14 protein-coding genes, 3 tRNA genes, 1 riboswitch and 1 other annotated feature are annotated in these 20,267 nt (G+C 35.7%); of the genes, 12 read left to right on the top strand and 5 right to left on the bottom strand.

All coding sequences use genetic code 11. From position 1 onward, the window contains the following. Positions 1–88: 88 nt before the first annotated feature. From FHL06_RS04335 to FHL06_RS04320, 4 genes are all read left to right on the top strand, one after another. A complete protein-coding gene (locus FHL06_RS04335; protein WP_153385015.1) occupies positions 89–1,399 on the top strand; it encodes a hypothetical protein in 1,311 nt (436 codons plus the stop codon). A gap of 271 nt (positions 1,400–1,670) precedes the next feature. Continuing rightward, positions 1,671–3,869, top strand: coding sequence for an anaerobic ribonucleoside-triphosphate reductase (gene nrdD / locus FHL06_RS04330; RefSeq protein ID WP_153385014.1), 2,199 nt, complete (start codon positions 1,671–1,673; stop codon positions 3,867–3,869). Further along, positions 3,799–4,380 carry an anaerobic ribonucleoside-triphosphate reductase activating protein gene (gene nrdG / locus FHL06_RS04325; protein ID WP_153385013.1) on the top strand — a complete coding sequence of 194 codons (582 nt, stop codon included), beginning with the start codon at positions 3,799–3,801 and terminating at the stop codon, positions 4,378–4,380. The genes nrdD and nrdG overlap by 71 nt, the downstream gene beginning before the upstream one ends. Before the next feature lie 271 nt (positions 4,381–4,651). Next, positions 4,652–6,451: a heavy metal translocating P-type ATPase gene (locus FHL06_RS04320; protein ID WP_153385012.1), complete on the top strand. Its 1,800-nt coding sequence runs from the start codon at positions 4,652–4,654 to the stop codon at positions 6,449–6,451. On the opposite strand, the gene FHL06_RS04315 is transcribed toward FHL06_RS04320, so the two are convergent. Then, on the bottom strand, positions 6,446–7,063 hold the full coding sequence (locus FHL06_RS04315; RefSeq protein ID WP_337692528.1) for a DNA-3-methyladenine glycosylase: 618 nt from the start codon (positions 7,061–7,063) through the stop codon (positions 6,446–6,448). The two genes, FHL06_RS04320 and FHL06_RS04315, sit on opposite strands and share 6 nt — an antisense overlap. Positions 7,064–7,191: 128 nt before the next feature. Here FHL06_RS04315 and FHL06_RS04310 point away from each other — a divergent pair. Together FHL06_RS04310 and FHL06_RS04305 are read left to right on the top strand one after the other, a co-directional pair. Beyond that, positions 7,192–7,263, top strand: a tRNA-Glu gene (locus tag FHL06_RS04310). Between the two features lie 5 nt (positions 7,264–7,268). Beyond that, a tRNA-Val gene (locus tag FHL06_RS04305) sits at positions 7,269–7,341 on the top strand. 92 nt (positions 7,342–7,433) lie between these two features. Here the strand turns inward: FHL06_RS04305 and FHL06_RS04300 are convergent. After that, positions 7,434–8,108, bottom strand: coding sequence for a hypothetical protein (locus FHL06_RS04300; RefSeq protein WP_153385010.1), 675 nt, complete (start codon positions 8,106–8,108; stop codon positions 7,434–7,436). 92 nt (positions 8,109–8,200) lie between these two features. After that, a riboswitch (SMK box riboswitch) is annotated at positions 8,201–8,280 on the top strand. Between FHL06_RS04300 and metK the strand changes: the two genes are divergently transcribed. Next, positions 8,278–9,474: a methionine adenosyltransferase gene (metK, locus tag FHL06_RS04295; RefSeq protein WP_153385009.1), complete on the top strand. Its 1,197-nt coding sequence runs from the start codon at positions 8,278–8,280 to the stop codon at positions 9,472–9,474. Its footprint overlaps the riboswitch before it by 3 nt. A 73-nt stretch (positions 9,475–9,547) precedes the next feature. After that, positions 9,548–11,023, top strand: a complete 1,476-nt coding sequence (locus tag FHL06_RS04290; RefSeq protein ID WP_153385008.1) for an MDR family MFS transporter — start codon at positions 9,548–9,550, stop codon at positions 11,021–11,023. Here the strand turns inward: FHL06_RS04290 and FHL06_RS04285 are convergent. Beyond that, positions 10,970–11,620 (bottom strand): phosphatase PAP2 family protein, encoded by a 651-nt coding sequence (locus FHL06_RS04285; protein ID WP_153385007.1) that lies wholly within the window; start codon positions 11,618–11,620, stop codon positions 10,970–10,972. The two genes, FHL06_RS04290 and FHL06_RS04285, sit on opposite strands and share 54 nt — an antisense overlap. Before the next feature lie 80 nt (positions 11,621–11,700). Between FHL06_RS04285 and FHL06_RS04280 the strand changes: the two genes are divergently transcribed. From FHL06_RS04280 to FHL06_RS04270, 3 genes are all read left to right on the top strand, one after another. After that, entirely contained in the window at positions 11,701–12,993 is a 1,293-nt protein-coding gene (locus tag FHL06_RS04280) for a glucosaminidase domain-containing protein (RefSeq protein WP_153385006.1), read from the top strand. Continuing rightward, positions 12,992–13,202: a binding site (T-box leader), on the top strand. It overlaps the preceding gene by 2 nt. A gap of 40 nt (positions 13,203–13,242) precedes the next feature. Then, entirely contained in the window at positions 13,243–15,657 is a 2,415-nt protein-coding gene (leuS, locus tag FHL06_RS04275; protein WP_153385005.1) for a leucine--tRNA ligase, read from the top strand. 383 nt (positions 15,658–16,040) lie between these two features. Next, positions 16,041–17,678 carry a putative polysaccharide biosynthesis protein gene (locus tag FHL06_RS04270; protein ID WP_153385075.1) on the top strand — a complete coding sequence of 546 codons (1,638 nt, stop codon included), beginning with the start codon at positions 16,041–16,043 and terminating at the stop codon, positions 17,676–17,678. Positions 17,679–17,723: 45 nt separating this feature from the next. On the opposite strand, the gene FHL06_RS04265 is transcribed toward FHL06_RS04270, so the two are convergent. Beyond that, positions 17,724–18,578 carry an NAD(P)H-hydrate dehydratase gene (locus FHL06_RS04265; protein ID WP_153385004.1) on the bottom strand — a complete coding sequence of 285 codons (855 nt, stop codon included), beginning with the start codon at positions 18,576–18,578 and terminating at the stop codon, positions 17,724–17,726. Positions 18,579–18,645: 67 nt separating this feature from the next. Between FHL06_RS04265 and FHL06_RS04260 the strand changes: the two genes are divergently transcribed. Continuing rightward, positions 18,646–18,729 (top strand) — tRNA-Leu (locus FHL06_RS04260). Between the two features lie 87 nt (positions 18,730–18,816). Here FHL06_RS04260 and FHL06_RS04255 read toward each other — a convergent pair. After that, positions 18,817–20,190, bottom strand: coding sequence for an FAD-dependent oxidoreductase (locus FHL06_RS04255; RefSeq protein ID WP_153385003.1), 1,374 nt, complete (start codon positions 20,188–20,190; stop codon positions 18,817–18,819). Positions 20,191–20,267: the final 77 nt, after the last annotated feature.

Genomic DNA, 20,267 nt, shown 5'->3' with positions numbered 1-20,267 from the left:
ATTAATGAAAAAACTGATGTCTCTGGAATCATTTTTTCCTTATATCTGTTAAAATATTTAAAGACATTAATTCTAGGTGAAAAAAATAATGAAGCGAATAACGAGTATATTTAACGAAGGCGTTTTGGACCTTTTGGCCAACGCTGGAGTTGCAATACCATATTTTTTCTGTTTGACCTTATATAATCAAAATAAGAGTGTATTTGCCTATGCTTTGCCTTTCCTAATGCTTTATACATTTAGAGCTTTAGGGATGCTTGTAACGACATTCATAACGTTGCCTGCTTCAACCATGTTGGCAATGTCTAGTTTATTGGGAGTCATTGGTTCTCTTTTTATTTTAGGAGCCAGTCATCCTGTTTTTGGTATTCTTGGAGGAATATTCTTAGGTCTAGCTTCGAGTTGGATTTGGCCATATTATTTGACAGTAAGGTCAAGAGGTCAGATGGATAAAGAATTTAAGTTCAATCGAATGCACACCTTGTCAGTTGTTTTAACAGTTATTTTGTTGTTGATCGTACAATTGATTGCCTCAAAGACGAAATTTTTGAATCTGTCATTTATCTTATTAGCCTTCTTGTTCTTTGCTTCCATGGTTGGAGGCTTACAAGTAACTCATCGATTGACTTTTTATCAAGGGATTGAACGAAAACCTAAATTCAAGGTTAATTCACTTTTCAAATTGATACTTTTAGCCAGTTTAGTTATGTTGATTTTTATTATTCGTTATACTCGCTTAAAAGCTGTTTCTAATTCGATTGATTTATTAATTAGTTTAGCAGCCATCGTCTTATTCTTATTTTTAGCCTATTATCAAATAGATATTCACAGAAAAATATTTCCAGTGAGTTTAGTTGCCATTAATCGTGGCGTCGTGATGAATTACGTGATGTTGTATGCAATTTTTGATAGTACGATTCGCTTTGGATTCAATAGTTTGATCTTAATTTATACGATTTATTTAGTAGGTTTTCAGTTAGGACCTATCTTTCTTAAAAAATTTCAATCATTGCGTTATCCTCTGTTATTGCTGGGATTAATTTTGGCGCTATTTGATTATACGTACTTTATCGGCCTGTTCTTTTGTTCTGTCTTTGTTGGAGATGACAATCGGATTTTAAATGATAATTTGTATCACAAAGCAGATATCGATTCTGAACGAGCTTTTTTAATCAAGTATCAGTTATCATGTGTTGGTAATGTATCGCAACAATTAGTTTATATGACAACGATTTATTTTGTCAGTTTCTTTACTAAAATCAATGCTTTAGGTTTCTTCAACAATCATATTACTGATGGACCAGATATCGGCATCCTTTATGGCGTACATATCTTCATTACTGCTATCGTCTTTGTTTATGCAGCTACAACTTTTTATTTTGCTCGTGGAAAAGAGTAAAAAGCCATTACAACGTTACAAGATATAAAATAGTTATTTTTGGGAATTGATCCTAAAAGGGTTGCTACTACTGTTTTAGCGATTGATGCAACGACGTAAGAACACAGTTATATAATTATAAATTTATAAAAAATGATTCTAGACTACTATATATAGTATGCGTGTGTTATATACCACACCATATTGTATTTGGCAGTCTTGTTTTTTTATGATTTTTTTTGTAGAATAACTTCAGTAAATGTTTTAGCAAGTTGAATTTGGGGGAGTAAGCATGGAAGAGCCATTGGATAAATTAAAAGAAAAATCAGTTAAGAAAAGAAGTGGCGTGATAACTAAATTTTATCCTTATAAGATTAGATTTATTTTGGACAAACTAGGTCTAAGCAGTGAAGAAAAATCTAAATTAGAAATGGATTTCCTCCATTATTTTGAAAATGATAGTTTGATTTTAACGACTAAGATTCATGAGTTTATTTTCAATTCATTAAAAGAAAAGCAGGCCAATCAATATGAAGAATATTTTCAAGGCGATCAAGCCAAGTTTGCACATGCTACTAATGTTCAAGAAAATATTGGGCGATTATTCAAGCGCAATGCTGATGTGATTCATGAAAATGCTAACAAGGACAGTAATGTTTTTAATACGCAACGTGATTTAGAGGCTGGAGTAACTAGTCGAGCATTGGGATTAAAGATGTTGCCAGAATTAGTGGCCAAAGCTCATTTACGTGGCGACATTCACTGGCATGACTTAGATTATTCTCCGGTTACTCCTGAAACTAATTGTTGTTTGATTGATTTTGATGAAATGCTCAAGAATGGTTTTAAAATTGGCAATGCTTGGGTATCTTCTCCAAGATCGATTCAAACGGCAACAGCTCAGATGTCGCAAATAATTGCTAATGTAGCGTCGTTACAATATGGAGGCTGCTCAGCTAATCGAATTGATCAACTATTGGCACCTTACGCAAAAATAAATTTTCAAAAACATTTAAGTGATGCTAAGAAATGGGTTCCTAAAAATAAACAAGATGAGTTTGCGCGTGAAAAGACGAAAAAGGATATTTATGATGCAATGCAAGCCTTGGAATATGAAATCAACACGCTTTATTCATCTCAAGGCCAAACGCCTTTTACGACCATTAATTTTGGATTAGGAACTAATTGGATCGAACGTGAAATCCAAAAATCAATTTTGAAAATTAGAATCAAGGGATTAGGTAAGGAACATCGGACGGCTATCTTTCCAAAATTGACTTTTACGATTAAAAGAGGCTTAAACCTTAATCCCAGTGATCCAAACTATGATATTAAAGAATTGGCCTTAGAATGTTCAACCAAGAGAATGTATCCTGATCTTTTGATGTACGACAAAATCAAAGAAATTACAGGTAGTTTTAAAACTCCGATGGGCTGTCGCTCGTTTTTACAAGGTTGGAAAGATGAGACTGGTAAAGAAGTTAATTCAGGGCGAATGAATCTTGGCGTTGTAACGGTTAATTTGCCTAGGATTGCCCTAGAATCAAATGGTGATAAAACCTTATTTTGGGAAATATTTGAAGAAAAAATTCAACTTTGTCACATAGCCTTGGAGTATCGAATCAAGCGAACTAAACAGGTTAAACCTGAAAATGCTCCGTTATTGTATATGTATGGAGCCTTTGGCAAACGTTTGAAAAAGACTGACAAAATAGATGAACTCTTTAAAAATCAACGAGCTACGGTTTCTTTAGGTTACATTGGTCTTTATGAAGTTTGTACCGAGTTCTATGGAGATAAATGGGAAAACAATCAAGAAGCACATGATTTTGCTGAAAGTATCGTTAAGGCCTTAAGTCAAAAATGTCATCAATGGGCTCAAATTAGTGGATATCACTATAGTCTTTATTCAACTCCAGCTGAATCTTTGACGGATACTTTTTGTCGAGATGACTTGGACAAATTTGGCTCGGTCCCTAATATTACTGAAAAAGAATATTATACGAATAGTTTTCACTACGATGTTCGCAAACACCCCAATCCATTTGAAAAATTGACTTTTGAAGAGGTTTTTCCAAAGTATGCTTCTGGAGGATTTATTCATTACTGCGAATATCCAAACTTGCGTCAAAATCCTAAGGCATTAGAAGCTGTTTGGGATTGGGCTTATGATCACGTTGGTTATTTAGGAACTAATACTTCAATTGATCAGTGTTTTGAATGTGGTTTCAAGGGTGAATTTAAAGCAACTGCTCGAGGATTCGTTTGTCCAAAGTGTGGAAATCACGATCCTTTAACTTGTGATGTGGTCAAACGGACTTGTGGGTATCTTGGTAATCCTCAACAAAGACCAATGATTCATGGTCGTCACGTAGAAATAGCTTCACGTAGAAAAAATATGACTTCGGAGATGATACAGCATGCGGCAAAATATGAGAGAGCCAAACAATCCGACTCCCAAAGAATGGTTAAGCAAGGACCACAGTCTTAAGAGGATTGCTGATTACAAGCCTTTTAATTTTGTTGATGGGGAAGGGGTTCGATGCAGTCTATATGTATCGGGCTGTCTTTTTAGATGCCCAGGGTGTTATAACGTTGCGGCTCAAGATTTCCGTTACGGCAAGCCCTATACAAAAGAGCTTGAAGATAAGATTATAACGGACCTAGATCATGATTATGTTCAGGGGTTAACTCTTTTAGGTGGAGAACCATTTTTGAATACGGAAGTTTGTTTATCGTTATGTAAACGAATCCGGAAAGAATTTGGTCATAGCAAAGATATTTGGTCATGGACTGGTTATTCATGGGACGAGATGATGAAAGAATCAAATGATAAATTGGAATTATTATCATTATTAGACATTCTAGTTGATGGTCGTTTTTTGTTGCGTAAGAAAGATTTAACTCTGCAATTTCGTGGTTCTTCTAATCAAAGAATCATTGATGTTCAAAAATCTTTAAAACAAAATAAAGTTGTTATCTGGGATAAATTGGTTAGATAATCGTTTTATCGATTGATAAATTAAATCATACTAGGGATAGTCATATCAAATTCATGATATGACTATTTTTTAAACTATTTTTTGATAATTCTGCTAATTGGTACTCAATCTATTTATTGACCTTGCTAACAAAACCACTGATGTAGACTAATTTGAAAATAATATAAAAATGAAACCTAAATGAGAATTATTCCAGCTTAATACTTTATCTTTTGTGAGAGACCGGTTATACTTTGATTGAGAAAGAAGAATTAGAGAGGATTGTGATTTTATGAACTCTGACAAAATCAAATTATATGGTACTTTGACCATTGGTTTCATTGCCGCAGTTTTAGAATTCATTTTCCATTTACCATATTATGCACAATTGATAATTAGTATTTTAGGACTTTTATTAGCATTGATTATGTTTATCGATATGATAAAAGTTCTTAAATCTGGTAATTTTGGAATTGACCTTTTGGCAATTACAGCTATTGTTGCCACAATTGTTTTAGGGCAATATTGGGCTGGTTGGATCGTGTTACTAATGCTGACTGGTGGAGATACTTTAGAGGAGTACGCTGCTAATAAGGCTAAAAGTGAATTAAAATCATTGCTGGATAATACTCCTTCACAAGCTCATTTAGTTTCTAAAAATGATTTAGTCGATGTTGAGATTGATGATGTTAAAGTGGGGGACGAGTTACTGGTTCGTCCAAAAGAACAAGTGCCAGTTGATGGAATAGTCATTGAAGGGAATTCCGAAGTCGATGAATCTTCTTTGACTGGTGAATCAGTTCCGGTTAATGTCACGACTGGAACCTCTGTTATGTCTGGTTCAATTAATGGCGAAAATCCTTTTAAGATAAAAGCAGAAAAAATTGCAGCTGATTCAGAATATCAAGCAATTGTTAAATTAGTTAAGGAATCAGAGACTCATCCAGCACATTTTGTCAGACTAGCTGACCGTTATGCGGTTCCTTTCACTTTGATTGCTTATATTATTGCTGGATTAGCTTGGTATATTTCAAAAGATCCGGTAAGAATTGCTCAGGTTCTAGTTGTTGCTTCACCATGTCCTTTGATCTTAGCGGCTCCAATTGCCTTTGTTTCGGGTATGAGTCGTACCAGCCGTAACGGCATTATAGTTAAATCGGGAACGGCTTTGGAAAAACTAAATGCTGCTAAAACGGTAGCGTTCGATAAGACAGGAACCATTACCATGGGAAAATTAGTTGTTGATGATTTCCAGGTAACAAATGGCTTTGATGAGAAAACTGTTTTAAGTTATGCGGCTTCACTTGAACAAAATTCAAGCCATGTAATGGCTGAGGCCATTGTCAATTTTGCTAAGGAACATAATCTATCGTTATATAACGCTGAAGATTTGAAAGAAATCACTGCTAAAGGTATTGTTGGTAAAATTCAAGGTCACCAGGTTAAAGTTGGTCAAGGTAGTTTTGTAACTGATCAAAAAGTTGAAGAAGTAAAAGGCTCTGGTGTTTATATATCAATTGATAATCAATATGCTGGCAGTTTTAGTCTTTTGGATCAAATTCGGCCAGAATCGAAAATGACCATTCAAAAATTAAAAGATTTTGGTATCCAGAATATTTTAATGATTTCTGGAGATAAAAAAGAAGCAACCGAAATGGTTGCTTCAAGTGTAGGAATAACAAAAGCTTATCCTTCTAGTTTACCGGCTGACAAAGTAAGAATTATCGATAATCTAGATAAGGATTACCATCCAACTGTAATGGTCGGCGATGGAGTAAATGATGCTCCAGCATTAGCTTTAGCTGATGTCGGCATTGCAATGGGATATAAAGGTGCCAATGCTGCTAGTGAATCTGCTGATGCAGTTATTTTACAAGACGACCTCAGTAAAGTTAGTACCGTGGTAAAAATATCTCACGACACAATGAGGATTGCTAAAGAAGCGGTTTTGTTAGGTATATTTATCTGTATTGCCTTAATGGTAATTGCAGCTTTTGGACTGATTCCAACTATCATTGGAGCTTTATGCCAGGAAGTAGTCGATACAGTGGCCATTCTTTATGCCTTACGTGCTCGTAGCGACAAATTATAACCAACCGTAAGTATCTAAATTCATATCACGCTTGGGCAATTTAGAAACATAAGGATTTCCTTTTACAATAAAGCGCATATTTTTTGAAGTCCATGGCTCCTTATTTTTCACGCCGATCCTTGGCGTGGCTAATATTTCTTTTGGAGTCTGAATTTTTTTGTCTGAAAAAACAAAATTGTTTTCATTTAAAACGGTTCCTGATAAAGTTTTGTCTGTGATACCAAAGGCGGCCATCCACTTAGCAGGTCCATTAGTTGCATCAAAACCAGTTTTGCCACGGTTTTCTTCCATCAAATCAATTCCTGCCAGTGGCTGTAGTGCGCGAATTAAAATTCCATTTGGAGTACCAGCTTTTTGAATACTGATATCCATATCTAACCAACTGTGGATTGAATAAATGTAAATAGTACCGCCAGCTTGGTAAAGGGGATCGTTTGCTTTGGTATGGCGACTATTGTAACTGTGAGCAGCCATATCGATAGGTCCTAAGTAAGCCTCTGTTTCGACAATCAGACCTTTGAAATGGCCTTGGTTAGAATCATATGTAAAACTGTGTCCCAACATGTCTTGGGCCAAGTCCATAGTTTTAGATGTTTCAAAGTAATTTTGCACGTTCAAAATCCATTATCCTCCTAATTTTCAAAAAAGTTTCAAAAAGTTTAAAAAAAGCTTGCTAGACCTTAATTATTATTGTATTATATTTCTTGTGCTTGAGAGAGCGACAAACAAATAAATATTATGACCCGTTGGTCAAGTGGTTAAGACACCGCCCTTTCACGGCGGTAACATGAGTTCAAATCTCGTACGGGTCACTTTTGGAGGATTAGCTCAGCTGGGAGAGCATCTGCCTTACAAGCAGGAGGTCACAGGTTCGATCCCTGTATCCTCCATCAAAAGTTTAAAACATCTAACTTCGGTTAGATGTTTTTTTGTTTAAATTTTGAAATAAAAAAGCCCAAATGCGGTATTTGGACTCTAAAGGTTAAATAATTAAAATTAAATTTCCAACGATGCGATAGAAAAGGTTCGGTTGTGAAAAATTCTTGTATTTTTTCAGTAATGACATAATCATGACAAAAATTATGATAACCACAGCAGTCCAAAGACTGATATAACCTAGTAGAAATAGGATGAAACTTAATCCAGAGATACTGATCAATTCAATATAATCAGTTTTTGCGCCTTCAAAATAATTAATTAAGACTGTTGCTAGATTTACTAACAATAAAGGAACAATAAAAGTTATTGAGATAAAGTGCATATAAGTGAAGGCTAAAGCAATTGACATAAAGCTTGGGACAATAAAATCAGCTATCAGAGAGGCAATATTTTCGCTATTCTTTGGTAAGTAGCGAATTAGGTATAAGAAAACTAATTGAGCAAAAATCAAAATCATAACAAAGTTGTTTAAGGAATGAATTGATAAAATAGCTAATAATAAATAGATAGCACTGTATAGAAGGTGAAAATATTTATTAGGATTCAAGGTCAAAATGAATTCTTTATATAAGGCAACCATTGCGACCATGATGATTAAGAAACCATGAATTGAATAATTGTTGAGACCATGTACGAAAATAAAAAGGAACGGAAAGATATGGTAACTGATAAATTCAATCAAAGCTAATAATAATTTTTTAGATTTTAACTTATCCATAGTGACTCCTTTGATGTATAAAATAATATTAATGTAGAAAAAGTTTAACGTCAAACCATGATTTTTCATGAAAATGGTCTAGTTTTGTGTTAACCTATTAAAAGGTTCCTGATGGGATCCTTTTTTTGTTTAAGGAGAGGCCCTGTAACCGAAAAGGTGGAAAGAAATTATGTCAAAAAATTATTTATTTACTTCTGAGTCAGTTTCAGAGGGACATCCAGATAAAGTTGCTGATCAAATTAGTGATGCAATTCTCGATGCAATTTTAGCAAAGGATAAAGATGCACGTGTTGCCTGCGAAACAACTGTCACAACTGGTCTTGTATTAGTTGTTGGTGAGATTTCAACTTCAGCATATGTCGATATTCAAAGTGTAGTTCGTAAGACTATCACTGATATTGGCTATGATGGTTCAAATCCTGGTTTCGATGGAAATAGCTGTGCCATTTTAGTCGCACTTGATGAACAATCACCTGATATTGCTCAAGGTGTTGATGACGCGCTAGAAAGACGTGACAACAACAAAGATATTGATCCATTGGACCAAATTGGTGCCGGTGATCAAGGATTTGTTTTTGGTTTTGCAACAAATGAAACTAAAGAGTTCATGCCTTTGCCAATTTCACTGGCTCATAAGTTAATGAGAAAGACTGCTGAAGTTAGAAAGAACGGAACAATTGATTACTTGATGCCAGATGCTAAGTCACAAGTAACTATCGAATACGATGAAAACGATCATCCAGTTCGTGTTGATACAATTGTTTTGAGTACTCAACATAAAGCTGAGGCTAGTCTGAATCAAGTTAAAAAAGACATCAAGAAATATGTTATTGATGAAGTAGTTCCAGCAAACATGATGGATGACAAGACTAAGATTTTAATTAATCCAACAGGTCGTTTTGTTATCGGTGGACCAGAAGGGGATTCTGGTCTAACTGGACGTAAAGTTATCGTTGATACTTACGGTGGTTTTGCTCGTCATGGTGGTGGTGCCTTCTCAGGTAAGGATGCTACTAAAGTTGACCGTTCAGCTAGTTACGCTGCCAGATACATCGCTAAAAACCTTGTAGCTGCCGGTGTTGCTGAAAAGGTTGAAATTCAAATTGCTTACGCTATTGGTGTGGCAAGACCTGTATCAATTCACGTTGATACATTTGGTACTAGTGACTTTTCTGAAGAACAAATTGAAAAATGTATCAATGAGTTCTTTGATCTTCGTCCACTAGGTATCATTGAAATGCTTGATTTACAAAGACCAATTTATAAGAAGACGGCCGCATATGGTCACTTCGGACGTACAGATATCGATTTACCATGGGAAAAACTTGATAAAGTTGATGATATCAAGAACTTCTTACATATTTAATCGGTGATTACAGAGGCGTTCTTAAAGGTAAACTTTAGGAAGCGTCTCTTTTTTTTATGGGAGGAATTATTTAATGGCACCAAAAAATCAATCGAATGTTGTAATTGTCACTATCGCGGTATTTATTGCGACATTTATGACAGCAATTGAGGGGACGATTGTCTCGACGGCGATGCCAACAATTATTGGAAGTTTGCATGGCGTCAGTTTAATGAACTGGGTCTTTTCAATTTATTTGCTGATGACGGCGGTAGCTACGCCTATTTATGGAAAATTATCAGATATTATTGGACGAAAACCGATTCTTTTGATAGGTTTAGTTATTTTTGTTATTGGTTCGACTCTTTGTGCGATGTCGAACTCGATGTTGACATTGATTTTAGCTCGGGTGATTCAAGGTATTGGTTCTGGTGCCATTCAGCCTTTGACTTTTACGATTATCGCTGACATTTATCCACTGGAAAAAAGAGCTAAAATCCTTGGTTTCAATGGTTCCGCGTGGGGAATTGCTGCAATTATTGCGCCATTATTAGGTGGTTTTATTGTTGAACAATTAAGCTGGCACTGGGTTTTCTTGATTAACTTGCCAGTTGGTCTATTGACTATGGCTTTGATTTGGTTCTTCTTTAAAGAAGACAAGAGAGAACATGAAAAAATAAAAATTGACTATTCAGGTACAATTTTGTTGATTTTGGTTCTTTTGCCATTGATGTTGGCACTTCAATACATTGGTAGCACTAATCCAATGTTGCCAATAGGTTTAGTTTTAGTTTCGATTATTTCAATCTTTGTGTTTATCAAAGTTGAAAAACATGTTAGTGATCCAATTTTACCTTTAGAGCTATTTAAAAATAAAACTTTTGTTATTCAAAATGTTTTAGCACTTTTGGTTAGTGGTTTCTTGATTGGTTTTGAAGCTTATATCCCAACTTGGATGCAAGGTCTACTAGGATTAAGCCCTTCAATGGGAGGATTTGCTGTCACACCTAGTTCCATAGTTTGGATTTTGGGTTCATTCTGGGCTGGTACGTTGATAAAAAAAATGGCACCTAATCGTGTCATTTATATCAGTCTCTTTTTCTTAGCCATTGCTAATGGTTTGTTATTGTTAGCAAATGCCAGCACGCCATTTTGGTACTTCTGCGGTTTAGCAGGGATTGCAGGTCTAGGTTTTGGTTTAACGATTACCACAACTACTGTCACAGCCCAAACGGTTGTCGACCCAGAAAATGTTGGAGTGGCAACGAGTTTTAATACGTTGTTGCGGACTATTGGTCAATCGATGATGGTTTCAGTTTATGGAATCGTTTTGAATACAGCTTTAGCCAAAGGGGCTGCAGAAAACAAAAATATTACAGTCGATATGATGAATCAATTGATTGATCCACAAACGGCTAGTTCCTTGCCACATCAGCTTTTACCCAAAATGCGACAAATTCTTTTTTCAGGATTGCACAATATTTACGTCGCTTCTCTTGTACTATTAGTAGTGGGATTAATTCTTAATGCCTTTGAGTTGAAGAATAAAAAAATCCTTCATGCTAAATAATAGAGTATTGAAAGTTAGGATTGTAGCCGCTAAGAGGTAGCCACCGAGGACATCGCTAGGATAGTGGACACCTAAAAAGATTCGACTGTAACCAACCAAAATAACCAACAAAATGGCAATCATACTGATAATTATTTTGATGCTGATTTTTTTGAAGATAAATAAACTAATTATCAGTACTGAAATGTATAAAGCAAATGAACTGGCAGAATGTCCACTGGGGAAACTATAACCTCCGGCATAGACGAAATGATGATGTTCAGGGCGTGGTCTTTGAACGATCAGTTTGATCAAACTATTGAGTCCAGCAACGACGACCTTATTTAAGACTAGAAAAATGGCAGCATAGTTATATTTTTTAATTATTAATATGATAAAAATAATCGCTGCTATTGTAATGGTTTGATAGGTGTCACCAATATTGGTAACTTGTCGGAAGAAAGTAAGCGTCAGGTCATTTGCATGATAGATTTGCCTAATTAAAGTCATGTCGAAGTTTTTGATTAAAGTTGTTTTTAGAGCTACATTCAAGCTCCAAAAGCAAAAGGCGACCAGTAAAAGTATATTTAGGATAGTTATTTTTGCAAATATTTTCATAATTTTTGATCTCTCTATTGTTTAAGTTTTTGTTAAGAAATATAATAAAGTATAAAGATTTTGAGGGAGAGCAGATACTTATGGTTATAACACGTCGTGAGCGCAAAATCGAAGATAGTCGTTTGACTAAATTAAATAATAAAAAAAATAAGAACGCAAATTTACGTCGAAATATGACAATTTTGGGGTCTAGTGTTTTTGTCGGCACTGCCGTAGCTGAAATTACTAGTATTTCTGCGCCAACGCCAGTTAAGGCTGAGGCTTTGTCGGTCAGCAATTTAATATCACAAAATTCAGCGGCAGTTACTACTCCCGTAAGTTCCACTGGTGTCGGTGATGAGCAATTTCTTGATTATATTGGTAATTCGGCTCGTAAATTAGCTTCTAACAATGACCTGTATGCGTCAGTTATGATTGCTCAGGCCATGGTTGAAAGCGGTTGGGGAACTAGTGGCTTAGCAAGTTCGCCAAACTATAATCTCTTTGGTATCAAGGGAAGTTACAAGGATTCATCTGTTAATATGGGTACTCAAGAAGATGATGGAACAGGTAATCTTTATTCAATTAGTTCTAATTTTAGAAAATATCCTTCATACAAAGAGTCTTTGGAAGACTACGTCAGTTTAATTCGTGGCGGTACTTCAGAAAATTCACAATTATACGCTGGAGCTTGGAAGAGTAACACTGATTCTTATAAAGATGCTACAAAATTTTTAACAGGCCGTTATGCAACCGATACAACATATGCTGATAAATTGAATAGTATGATTGAAAAGTACGATTTGACTCAATTTGATACTAATCTTTCAGATAAGGATCAGACATACACTGTCAGTCAAGGCGATACTGTTCAATCAATTGCTGATAAATTTAATATAGATAAGAACAGTTTGATGAGTTTGAATAATTTGAAGACTGATAATTATATTTATCCAGGCAAGACTTTGACGATTAAAAAGATTATTGGCAATGACGCCACACAGACAACTCAAGCTGCATCGTTGACGAATTTGGCAAATACTACGAATACCAATAGTTCTAATGACAACGATAAAATTGTTGATACAGGGAATGTTTCAGACGCTTATGGAACTCAACAAGCTCCAGTTATTGTTCAAGATGAACGCAATGGAGTTAAAAAGTATGTTGCTTCTGACGATACGACCGATACATCTTCAATCGATGTGCAAAATGATTATAATTCAAATGATAATAACGATTCAGGAAATAAAAATAATGATACTGTAACTGTTCAAAGTGGCGATACAATTGATTCAATTGCTTCACAAGCAGGAACAACGATTGACAATATTAAACAATTAAATAACTTAAATTCAGATTTATTGGTTGTCGGTCAATCATTATTGGTATAGAATGTAAAACAACGGAAATAGTAGATAATAGAAATGCTTCTCAGAAAGTGCATGGGGATGTGAATGCATAGATTTCTATTTTCGAACTCGTCCACTGATTTAGTTGCCGAACTTCAGTAAGCGACTGCGAATGATCCTCGTTAAGGATTTCAAGAGTCGTACTTATTTAGTGCGGAACTTAGGTGGTAACGCGATAACTCGTCCTATGATTATATAATCATGGGACTTTTTTTGTATAGGAGGAAAAATATGTACAATCACAATACCGTAGAGAAAAAATGGCAAAAGTATTGGAAAGAACACGATACTTTTAGAACAACTAATGATCCAAAGAAAAAGAATTTTTATGCCTTGGATATGTTCCCATACCCATCAGGACAAGGACTTCACGTAGGTCACCCTGAAGGATACACAGCAACAGATATTGTTGCCAGAATGAAACTTGCACAAGGATATAATGTTTTGCATCCAATGGGCTTCGATGCTTTTGGGTTGCCAGCTGAACAATATGCTTTGAATACGGGTCACAATCCTGCTGACTTCACAGAAAAAAATATTCAAAACTTCAAGCGTCAAATCAATTCATTAGGCTTCTCTTACGATTGGGATCGTGAAGTACAAACAACTGATCCTAAGTTCTATAAGTGGACACAATGGATCTTTGAACAAATGTACAAAAAAGGTCTCGCTTATGAAGCAGAAGTACCAGTTAACTGGTCTCCAGATTTAGGTACAGTTGTGGCTAATGAGGAAATTATCGATGGCAAAACAGAGCGTGGCGGTTTCCCAGTTATTAGAAAACCAATGCGTCAATGGATGCTAAAGATTACAGCTTATGCAGACAGATTGATCGATGACCTTGATGATATCGATTGGCCAGAAAGTATCAAAGAACAACAAAGAAATTGGATTGGTCGCTCAGTTGGTGCTCAAATCACTTTCCCAGTTGTTGGTTTTGACGATAAAATCGATGTCTTCACAACTAGACCAGATACTGTTTTTGGAGTTCAATACATGACTTTAGCTCCAGAACATGATTTAGTTGATAAGATTACTACTCCTGAACAAAAAGCAGCTGTAGATGCATATAAAGAAAAAGTTTCACACAAGTCAGATCTTGATAGAACTGATTTGAATGATGAAAAGACCGGAGTCTTCACAGGAGCTTACGCTACTAATCCTGTCAATGGCGACAGAATTCCAATTTGGATTTCTGATTATGTCTTGGTAACTTATGGTACAGGTGCCGTTATGGCCGTTCCTGCTCATGATGATCGTGATTTTGCTTTTGCTAAGAAATTCAATTTACCAATGAAACAAGTTATTGAAGGAAATCTTGATGACGGTGCCATTACTGGTGATGGCAAACATATTAATTCTGATTTCTTGGATGGATTGAACAAAAAAGATGCTATCGATCGCATGGTTGAATATCTTGAGGATAAAGGCTTTGGTAAGAAAAAAGTTAACTATCGTCTTCGTGATTGGGTCTTCTCACGTCAAAGATATTGGGGTGAACCAATCCCTGTCATTCACTGGGAAGATGGAACGACTTCATTAGTTCCAGAAAATGAATTGCCATTGGAATTACCAGCTGATCAAGATATCAAACCTTCAGGTACTGGTGAAAGTCCACTTGCTAATTTAACTGATTGGGTAAATGTTGTGGATAAAAATGGTCGTAAAGGTAAACGTGAAACTAATACGATGCCACAATGGGCTGGTTCTTCATGGTATTACTTGAGATATATCGATCCACATAACGATAAAGAGTTGGCTGATTATGACTTATTGAAACAATGGCTACCAGTTGACTTGTATATTGGTGGAGCTGAACATGCTGTCTTGCACTTGTTATACGCAAGATTTTGGCACAAGGTATTATATGATTTGGGTGTTGTCCCAACTAAAGAACCATTCCAAAAATTATTTAATCAAGGAATGATTTTAGGCAAGGGTCATGAAAAGATGTCTAAGTCTAAAGGTAATGTCGTTAACCCTGATGATGTCGTTGAATCATACGGTGCTGATACTTTGAGAACTTATGAAATGTTCATGGGTCCATTGGATGCTTCAATTGCCTGGTCAGAAAATGGCTTGTCAGGTTCAGCTAAATTCTTGGATCGTGTTTGGAACTTATTCATTAATGATGATGATTACAGCACAATTCGTGAAGGCTTCTTAACTAAGGAAAATGACGGTAAATTAGATAAAGTTTATAATGAAACAGTTAAGAAAGTAACTGAAGACTTTGATGCTTTACACTTTAACACTGCTATTTCTCAAATGATGGTCTTTGTTAACGAAGCACATAAGGTTGACACAATGCCTAAGGCTTACGCTGAAGGTCTAGTGAAGATGCTTGCACCAATTGCTCCACACATGATGGAGGAACTTTGGAGTAAGTTTGGTCACGATGAATCAATCAGTTACGCTAAATGGCCTACTTATGATGAAAAGAAATTGGTTTCTGATACAGTTGAAATCATTTTACAAGTCAATGGTAAACTTAGAGACAAGATTAAAGTTGCTACAGGAACTTCTAAAGATGATTTAGAAAAAATGGCTACAACTGATGAAAAAGTTAAGAAATTTACAGATGGCAAAAATATCGTTAAGATAATTGCTATTCCTAATAAATTAGTTAATATCGTAGTAAAATAGGAAATAAGAAAAAGAGCTTCGGATTTTCCGAAGCTCTTTTTTTACGTCATTGATGGCAGAGACCAAGCAGTATTTAATATTATATATGATATGAAGGAATTTCAATTGAGAATAATTGCTTAATGCAAACTTTTAGGTGAGTTTTAATAATGAATCAATCTCTTGCCATCAATAGATTTATATTACCATTTATCTTGATTAAATAGCCTTTACAATTTATCGTATCTGTAAAGTTTAAGCAACATTTGAAATTAATTTGCAATTTAGTTAATTTAAGAGTAATTTTAGATTTTTAAGATGAGAACTTTGCTATAATTAAATGGACAGTTTTTAAGGTGGTGCATGTTTTGGGCGTAAATAATAGCCGTGATAATGAAGAAGTTATGCCGGTGTTGGAACCAGAAGTTTCTTCACAAGATACCATGTTGAAAGGTTCAGCATGGATGACGGCTGGAAGTATTTTTTCACGTATTTTAGGTGCAATATATATCATCCCTTGGATGGCTTGGATGGGCTCATATTATCCAGCTGCTAATGCTCTATTTGCCAAAGGATACAATATTTATAGTTTATTTTTAATCGTGTCGACAGCAGGTATTCCGGGTGCGATATCGAAACAGATTTCACATTATAATGCCTTAGATCAGTATTCGACAGGTAACAAATTATTCAAACATGGATTAAAAATCATGACTTTTATGGGAGTGATTTTTGGAGCCATTATGTACTTTGGAGCACCAGTTCTAGCGACATTGTTCACTGATGGCGACCCACGAAGTATCCCAGTTATCAAATCTTTAGCCGTAGCGGTTTTGATAATTCCTATCTTGAGTATTTTAAGAGGTTATTTGCAAGGCTATGCAGATATGGCGCCTTCAGCCATCTCGCAGTTTATTGAGCAGATTGCTCGTGTTGTTTACATGTTGATTGCGACTTATATCATTATGGTCATTAATAAGGGCAGTTATATTAATGCTGTTGTTCAATCGACATTTGCGGCTTTTATCGGAGCAGCTTTTGCAATTGGAATCCTAGTTTTAGCTCTCTTAAAGAAACTACCAAAATTAAGGCAGCTTTCGCGTAACGGTAAGCCAGTGACTGATGTAAATGAAAGAAACTTTACTAAAGAGATTTTTGAGCAAGCTGTTCCATTTATCATTCTCGATGCCGGAATAACTTTCTTTAATCTTTATGATCAGTCAACTTTTAATCAATTTATGAGAATGTTCGTCAATGCGACGGGTGCACAATTGGATAACTATTATTCATTGTTTGGTTTTCAAGCTAATAAATTAATTATGATTATCGTGTCATTGTCGACCGCTATGGCCGTTACAGCAGTGCCGATTTTATCTGGCCTCTATTCAAAAGGAGACGAAGGAAAGATTGAAGGACAAATTTCTAATACTTTGGAGTTATTCTTTTTTATTATGATTCCGGCTTCTTTAGGAATGTATGCTGTGGCTCAACCATTATGGACGACATTCTATCGTTATGACGCCTTAGGAGTTTTGATGTTGCAATTCTCATCAGTAATTTCAATTCTACTAGGATTGTTTACCGTTCTTTCCGCAGTTTTGCAAGCGTTGTATCGTAATCGTTTAGCTATTAAGTACTTTGTTTATGGTTTTATTGTTAAAGTGGTCGTTCAATTGCCAATGATTGCCATCTTCCATGAATTTGGACCTTTAGTAGCAACCAGTATCGGAATGGCCGTAGTTTGTTGGTTAATGACTAAAGAATTACATGCAATTTATCCATTTGATACTGGTCGAATAACTCGTCGTATCAGTGGAATCATTCTCTTTTCATTGATTATGTTCGTGTCAGTAATTTTTGTTAACTGGGTCGTTTTCCATTTCGTTGGCAATACTGATCGAATCATCAGTGTAGTCGTTTTGATTCTTGAGGCAGGATTAGGTGGCATAATTTACGGTTATCTAGTTTTGAAAACTTCCTTAGCTGATAAGATTCTAGGATCTAAAGTTGCTCGAATCAGAAAAATCTTTAATATGAAATAAATAAAAATCATCAATTTTTTTAAGAATTGATGATTTTTTCATTTCTTATGATAAATAGTGCCCATTTTCATAGCTGAAACTAGCCATGTACTTTGGTAGTTTTTCAATCAAGAGCGAAGGCAAGATAACGTAATGTTTTTTATTGAGTTTATCGGCAATATAACTATGAATTAAAAGGGCTGCCGAAATTGTTTCAATTGAAAATCCAAATTGACCAATAAAACCAGCCATGATACCTGTTAAAGTATCGCCCATACCACCAGTAGCCATACCAGCATTTCCAGCAGTTATTTGTAGGACCTTGCCTTGATAATAGATTTCTGAATGATGTTTTTTCAAAACTAAAGCGGCTTTGGGGTTTAGCTTATGCAATTCATCAATATTATTGAGTTCATTTTGCTCATGAATTTTAAGCGTCGAGAGTCGTTCCCATTCTCCTTGATGTGGCGTCATAATAATTTTAGCATTAGTTGTCAGCGGTATTTTTTCTTCTGCAATTAAGGTTAATGCTGACGCATCGATAATTACTGTCTGATTTTTCGTAGCTTCTTTTAAAACAACTTTAACCAAGCCCTTGGCAACCGATGAGATTCCTAATCCAGGGCCGATTGCAATGACGGTATTATTCTGGATTGCTTCTAAGAGGTCGTTTTTATTTTGATAATCAATTGTCATAGCTTCAGGAATCCGCGTATTGATAGCAGTGAACTTTTCAGGGACGGTTGCAACTGTCACTAAACCGGCACCGCTAGCAACAGCAGCACTGCTACAAAGGATGGCGGCGCCACCAAAGTGAGTTGATCCAGCGATAATCAGGATTTTTCCGTAATTTCCTTTGTATGATACGGGATTTCGGAGAGTGATTACTTGATTCAAGATGTTTTTATTGATTTTTTCCATTACAATACCCTCCATTTGTAGTATCATTTTAATTGTAAGCCAATTTAGTGATTATTTGTATTGTTTTGCCGCTGTGGCGGAATTGGCAGACGCGCAACGTTCAGGTCGTTGTCTAGTTTTCTAGGTGCGAGTTCGAATCTCGCCAGCGGCATAAATACAGGAAAAAGTTAGGAAGAAGTGCAAAATGCATTTCTTACTATCTTTTTTATATAAAAAAACTACTTTTTAAGATTTCTAATTAGAAATCAGTTTCACCTAGTGCATGTTGAGCAGCAACGTTTAAGATACTCCATTGTCTGTCAAAACCAGGTTGGAAGAAGAAGTCAGCATCGGCTAAATCTTCAACGGTTAATTTATGTTGAATTGCTAAGGCTAGAACATTTCCTTGAGCAGTGATGTCATAAGTTGAAAGAACGGCACCACCTAAGAGAACGTGTGAACTTGGATTGAAGAACAATTGAACACAAACTTTAGGATTATCTTTTCCTTGAGGCACGTAAGCAGGTCTCAAGTCTCCTGAATAAAATGATGATTTAATTTCAACGTTTGAGTTCTTAGCTGTAAAACTGTTGAGGCCACTTTCAGCAAAGTGATAATCAAAGACGCTCAAAGCTGAAGAACCAACAACGCCACCAAATGGCAATGCAGGAACTTTCTCGAAGAGATGCTTGATAACGTATCTTGCTTCACGACGGGCGACAGTTGCTAAAGCGATGGGAACATGGTTATCAGCGGGGATTGAATAAGCCAATGTAGCATCACCGATAGCATAAACATCTTTTAGATTGGTTTGTAGATATTCGTCAACTTTGATCCAACCACGATTGTCTAGGTCAACAGTACCTTTGAGCCAATCAGTATTTGGTTTGACACCAGCAGCTTGGATAACTAAGTCGCTAGGGTATTCAGCTTTGTCAGTTTTAACGCCAGTAACTTTGCCATTTCCAGTGTATTCTTTGATATTAGCGCTAGTTACAACTTTAACGCCCTTATCTTCAAGGTGAGTAGCTAAGATGTCAGTCATTTCACCATCAAGGTAAGTACCTAATGGACGATCGATAACATCTAAGATAGTGACATTTTTGCCGGCTTTTTTACTTGCTTCAGCAGCTTCAATACCGATATATCCAGCACCAACGATTGTAACGTTTTTCACTGCTGGGTCTTCAAGTTTAGCTTTAATCTTTGTTGCCCAATCGTAACCACGCATTAGAAAAACATTTTCGAGGTCGTTTCCAGGAACGGGGATGGACTTAGGATTTACACCAGGACTAAGAATAAGTTTGTCATATTCGTAGTCAGCGTTAGTATTGTTTTTCGTATCGACAGCTGTAATTGTTTTCTTGTCAGCGTCAATTTTTGTTACTTGGTGGTTATTTAAAATTTCGACATTTTTGTTTTCAGAGAAATCGCTTGGTCTGAAATTACGAACGTCATTGACATCGGTGACACTATTTTCAAGATATAATTCAGTACCACAAGACATGAAGGAGACAAAATCGCCAGCCTCGAATAATTTGATATCAACGTCGTCGTAACGCTTAAGCAATTCAAGAATTGATTGATGCCCACCGTGTGATGCACCAATAATTACTACTTTTGTCTTTGACATAAAAAAACCTCCGCTTTGATTTATAAAATAACTTAATACGTTCTAAGAATATATCTATTAAAAAGAGGTGTCAATCG

The sequence above is a fragment of the Companilactobacillus halodurans genome, from assembly GCF_009600985.1.
GTDB classification, from domain to species: Bacteria; Bacillota; Bacilli; order Lactobacillales; family Lactobacillaceae; genus Companilactobacillus; species Companilactobacillus halodurans.
The sequence above is the reverse complement of the archived record's forward strand: the minus strand, read 5'-3'. Positions and strand labels throughout refer to the sequence as shown.

Bases quoted from the DNA above. Each gene is read 5' to 3' on its own strand.
- FHL06_RS04335 (WP_153385015.1), top strand. From the start codon at position 89: ATGAAGCGAATAACGAGTATATTTAACGAAGGCGTTTTGGACCTTTTG.
- nrdD (WP_153385014.1), top strand. From the start codon at position 1,671: ATGGAAGAGCCATTGGATAAATTAAAAGAAAAATCAGTTAAGAAAAGA.
- nrdG (WP_153385013.1), top strand. From the start codon at position 3,799: ATGCGGCAAAATATGAGAGAGCCAAACAATCCGACTCCCAAAGAATGG.
- FHL06_RS04320 (WP_153385012.1), top strand. From the start codon at position 4,652: ATGAACTCTGACAAAATCAAATTATATGGTACTTTGACCATTGGTTTC.
- FHL06_RS04300 (WP_153385010.1), bottom strand. From the start codon at position 8,108: ATGGATAAGTTAAAATCTAAAAAATTATTATTAGCTTTGATTGAATTT.
- metK (WP_153385009.1), top strand. From the start codon at position 8,278: ATGTCAAAAAATTATTTATTTACTTCTGAGTCAGTTTCAGAGGGACAT.
- FHL06_RS04290 (WP_153385008.1), top strand. From the start codon at position 9,548: ATGGCACCAAAAAATCAATCGAATGTTGTAATTGTCACTATCGCGGTA.
- FHL06_RS04285 (WP_153385007.1), bottom strand. From the start codon at position 11,620: ATGAAAATATTTGCAAAAATAACTATCCTAAATATACTTTTACTGGTC.
- FHL06_RS04280 (WP_153385006.1), top strand. From the start codon at position 11,701: ATGGTTATAACACGTCGTGAGCGCAAAATCGAAGATAGTCGTTTGACT.
- leuS (WP_153385005.1), top strand. From the start codon at position 13,243: ATGTACAATCACAATACCGTAGAGAAAAAATGGCAAAAGTATTGGAAA.
- FHL06_RS04270 (WP_153385075.1), top strand. From the start codon at position 16,041: ATGCCGGTGTTGGAACCAGAAGTTTCTTCACAAGATACCATGTTGAAA.
- FHL06_RS04265 (WP_153385004.1), bottom strand. From the start codon at position 18,578: ATGGAAAAAATCAATAAAAACATCTTGAATCAAGTAATCACTCTCCGA.
- FHL06_RS04255 (WP_153385003.1), bottom strand. From the start codon at position 20,190: ATGTCAAAGACAAAAGTAGTAATTATTGGTGCATCACACGGTGGGCAT.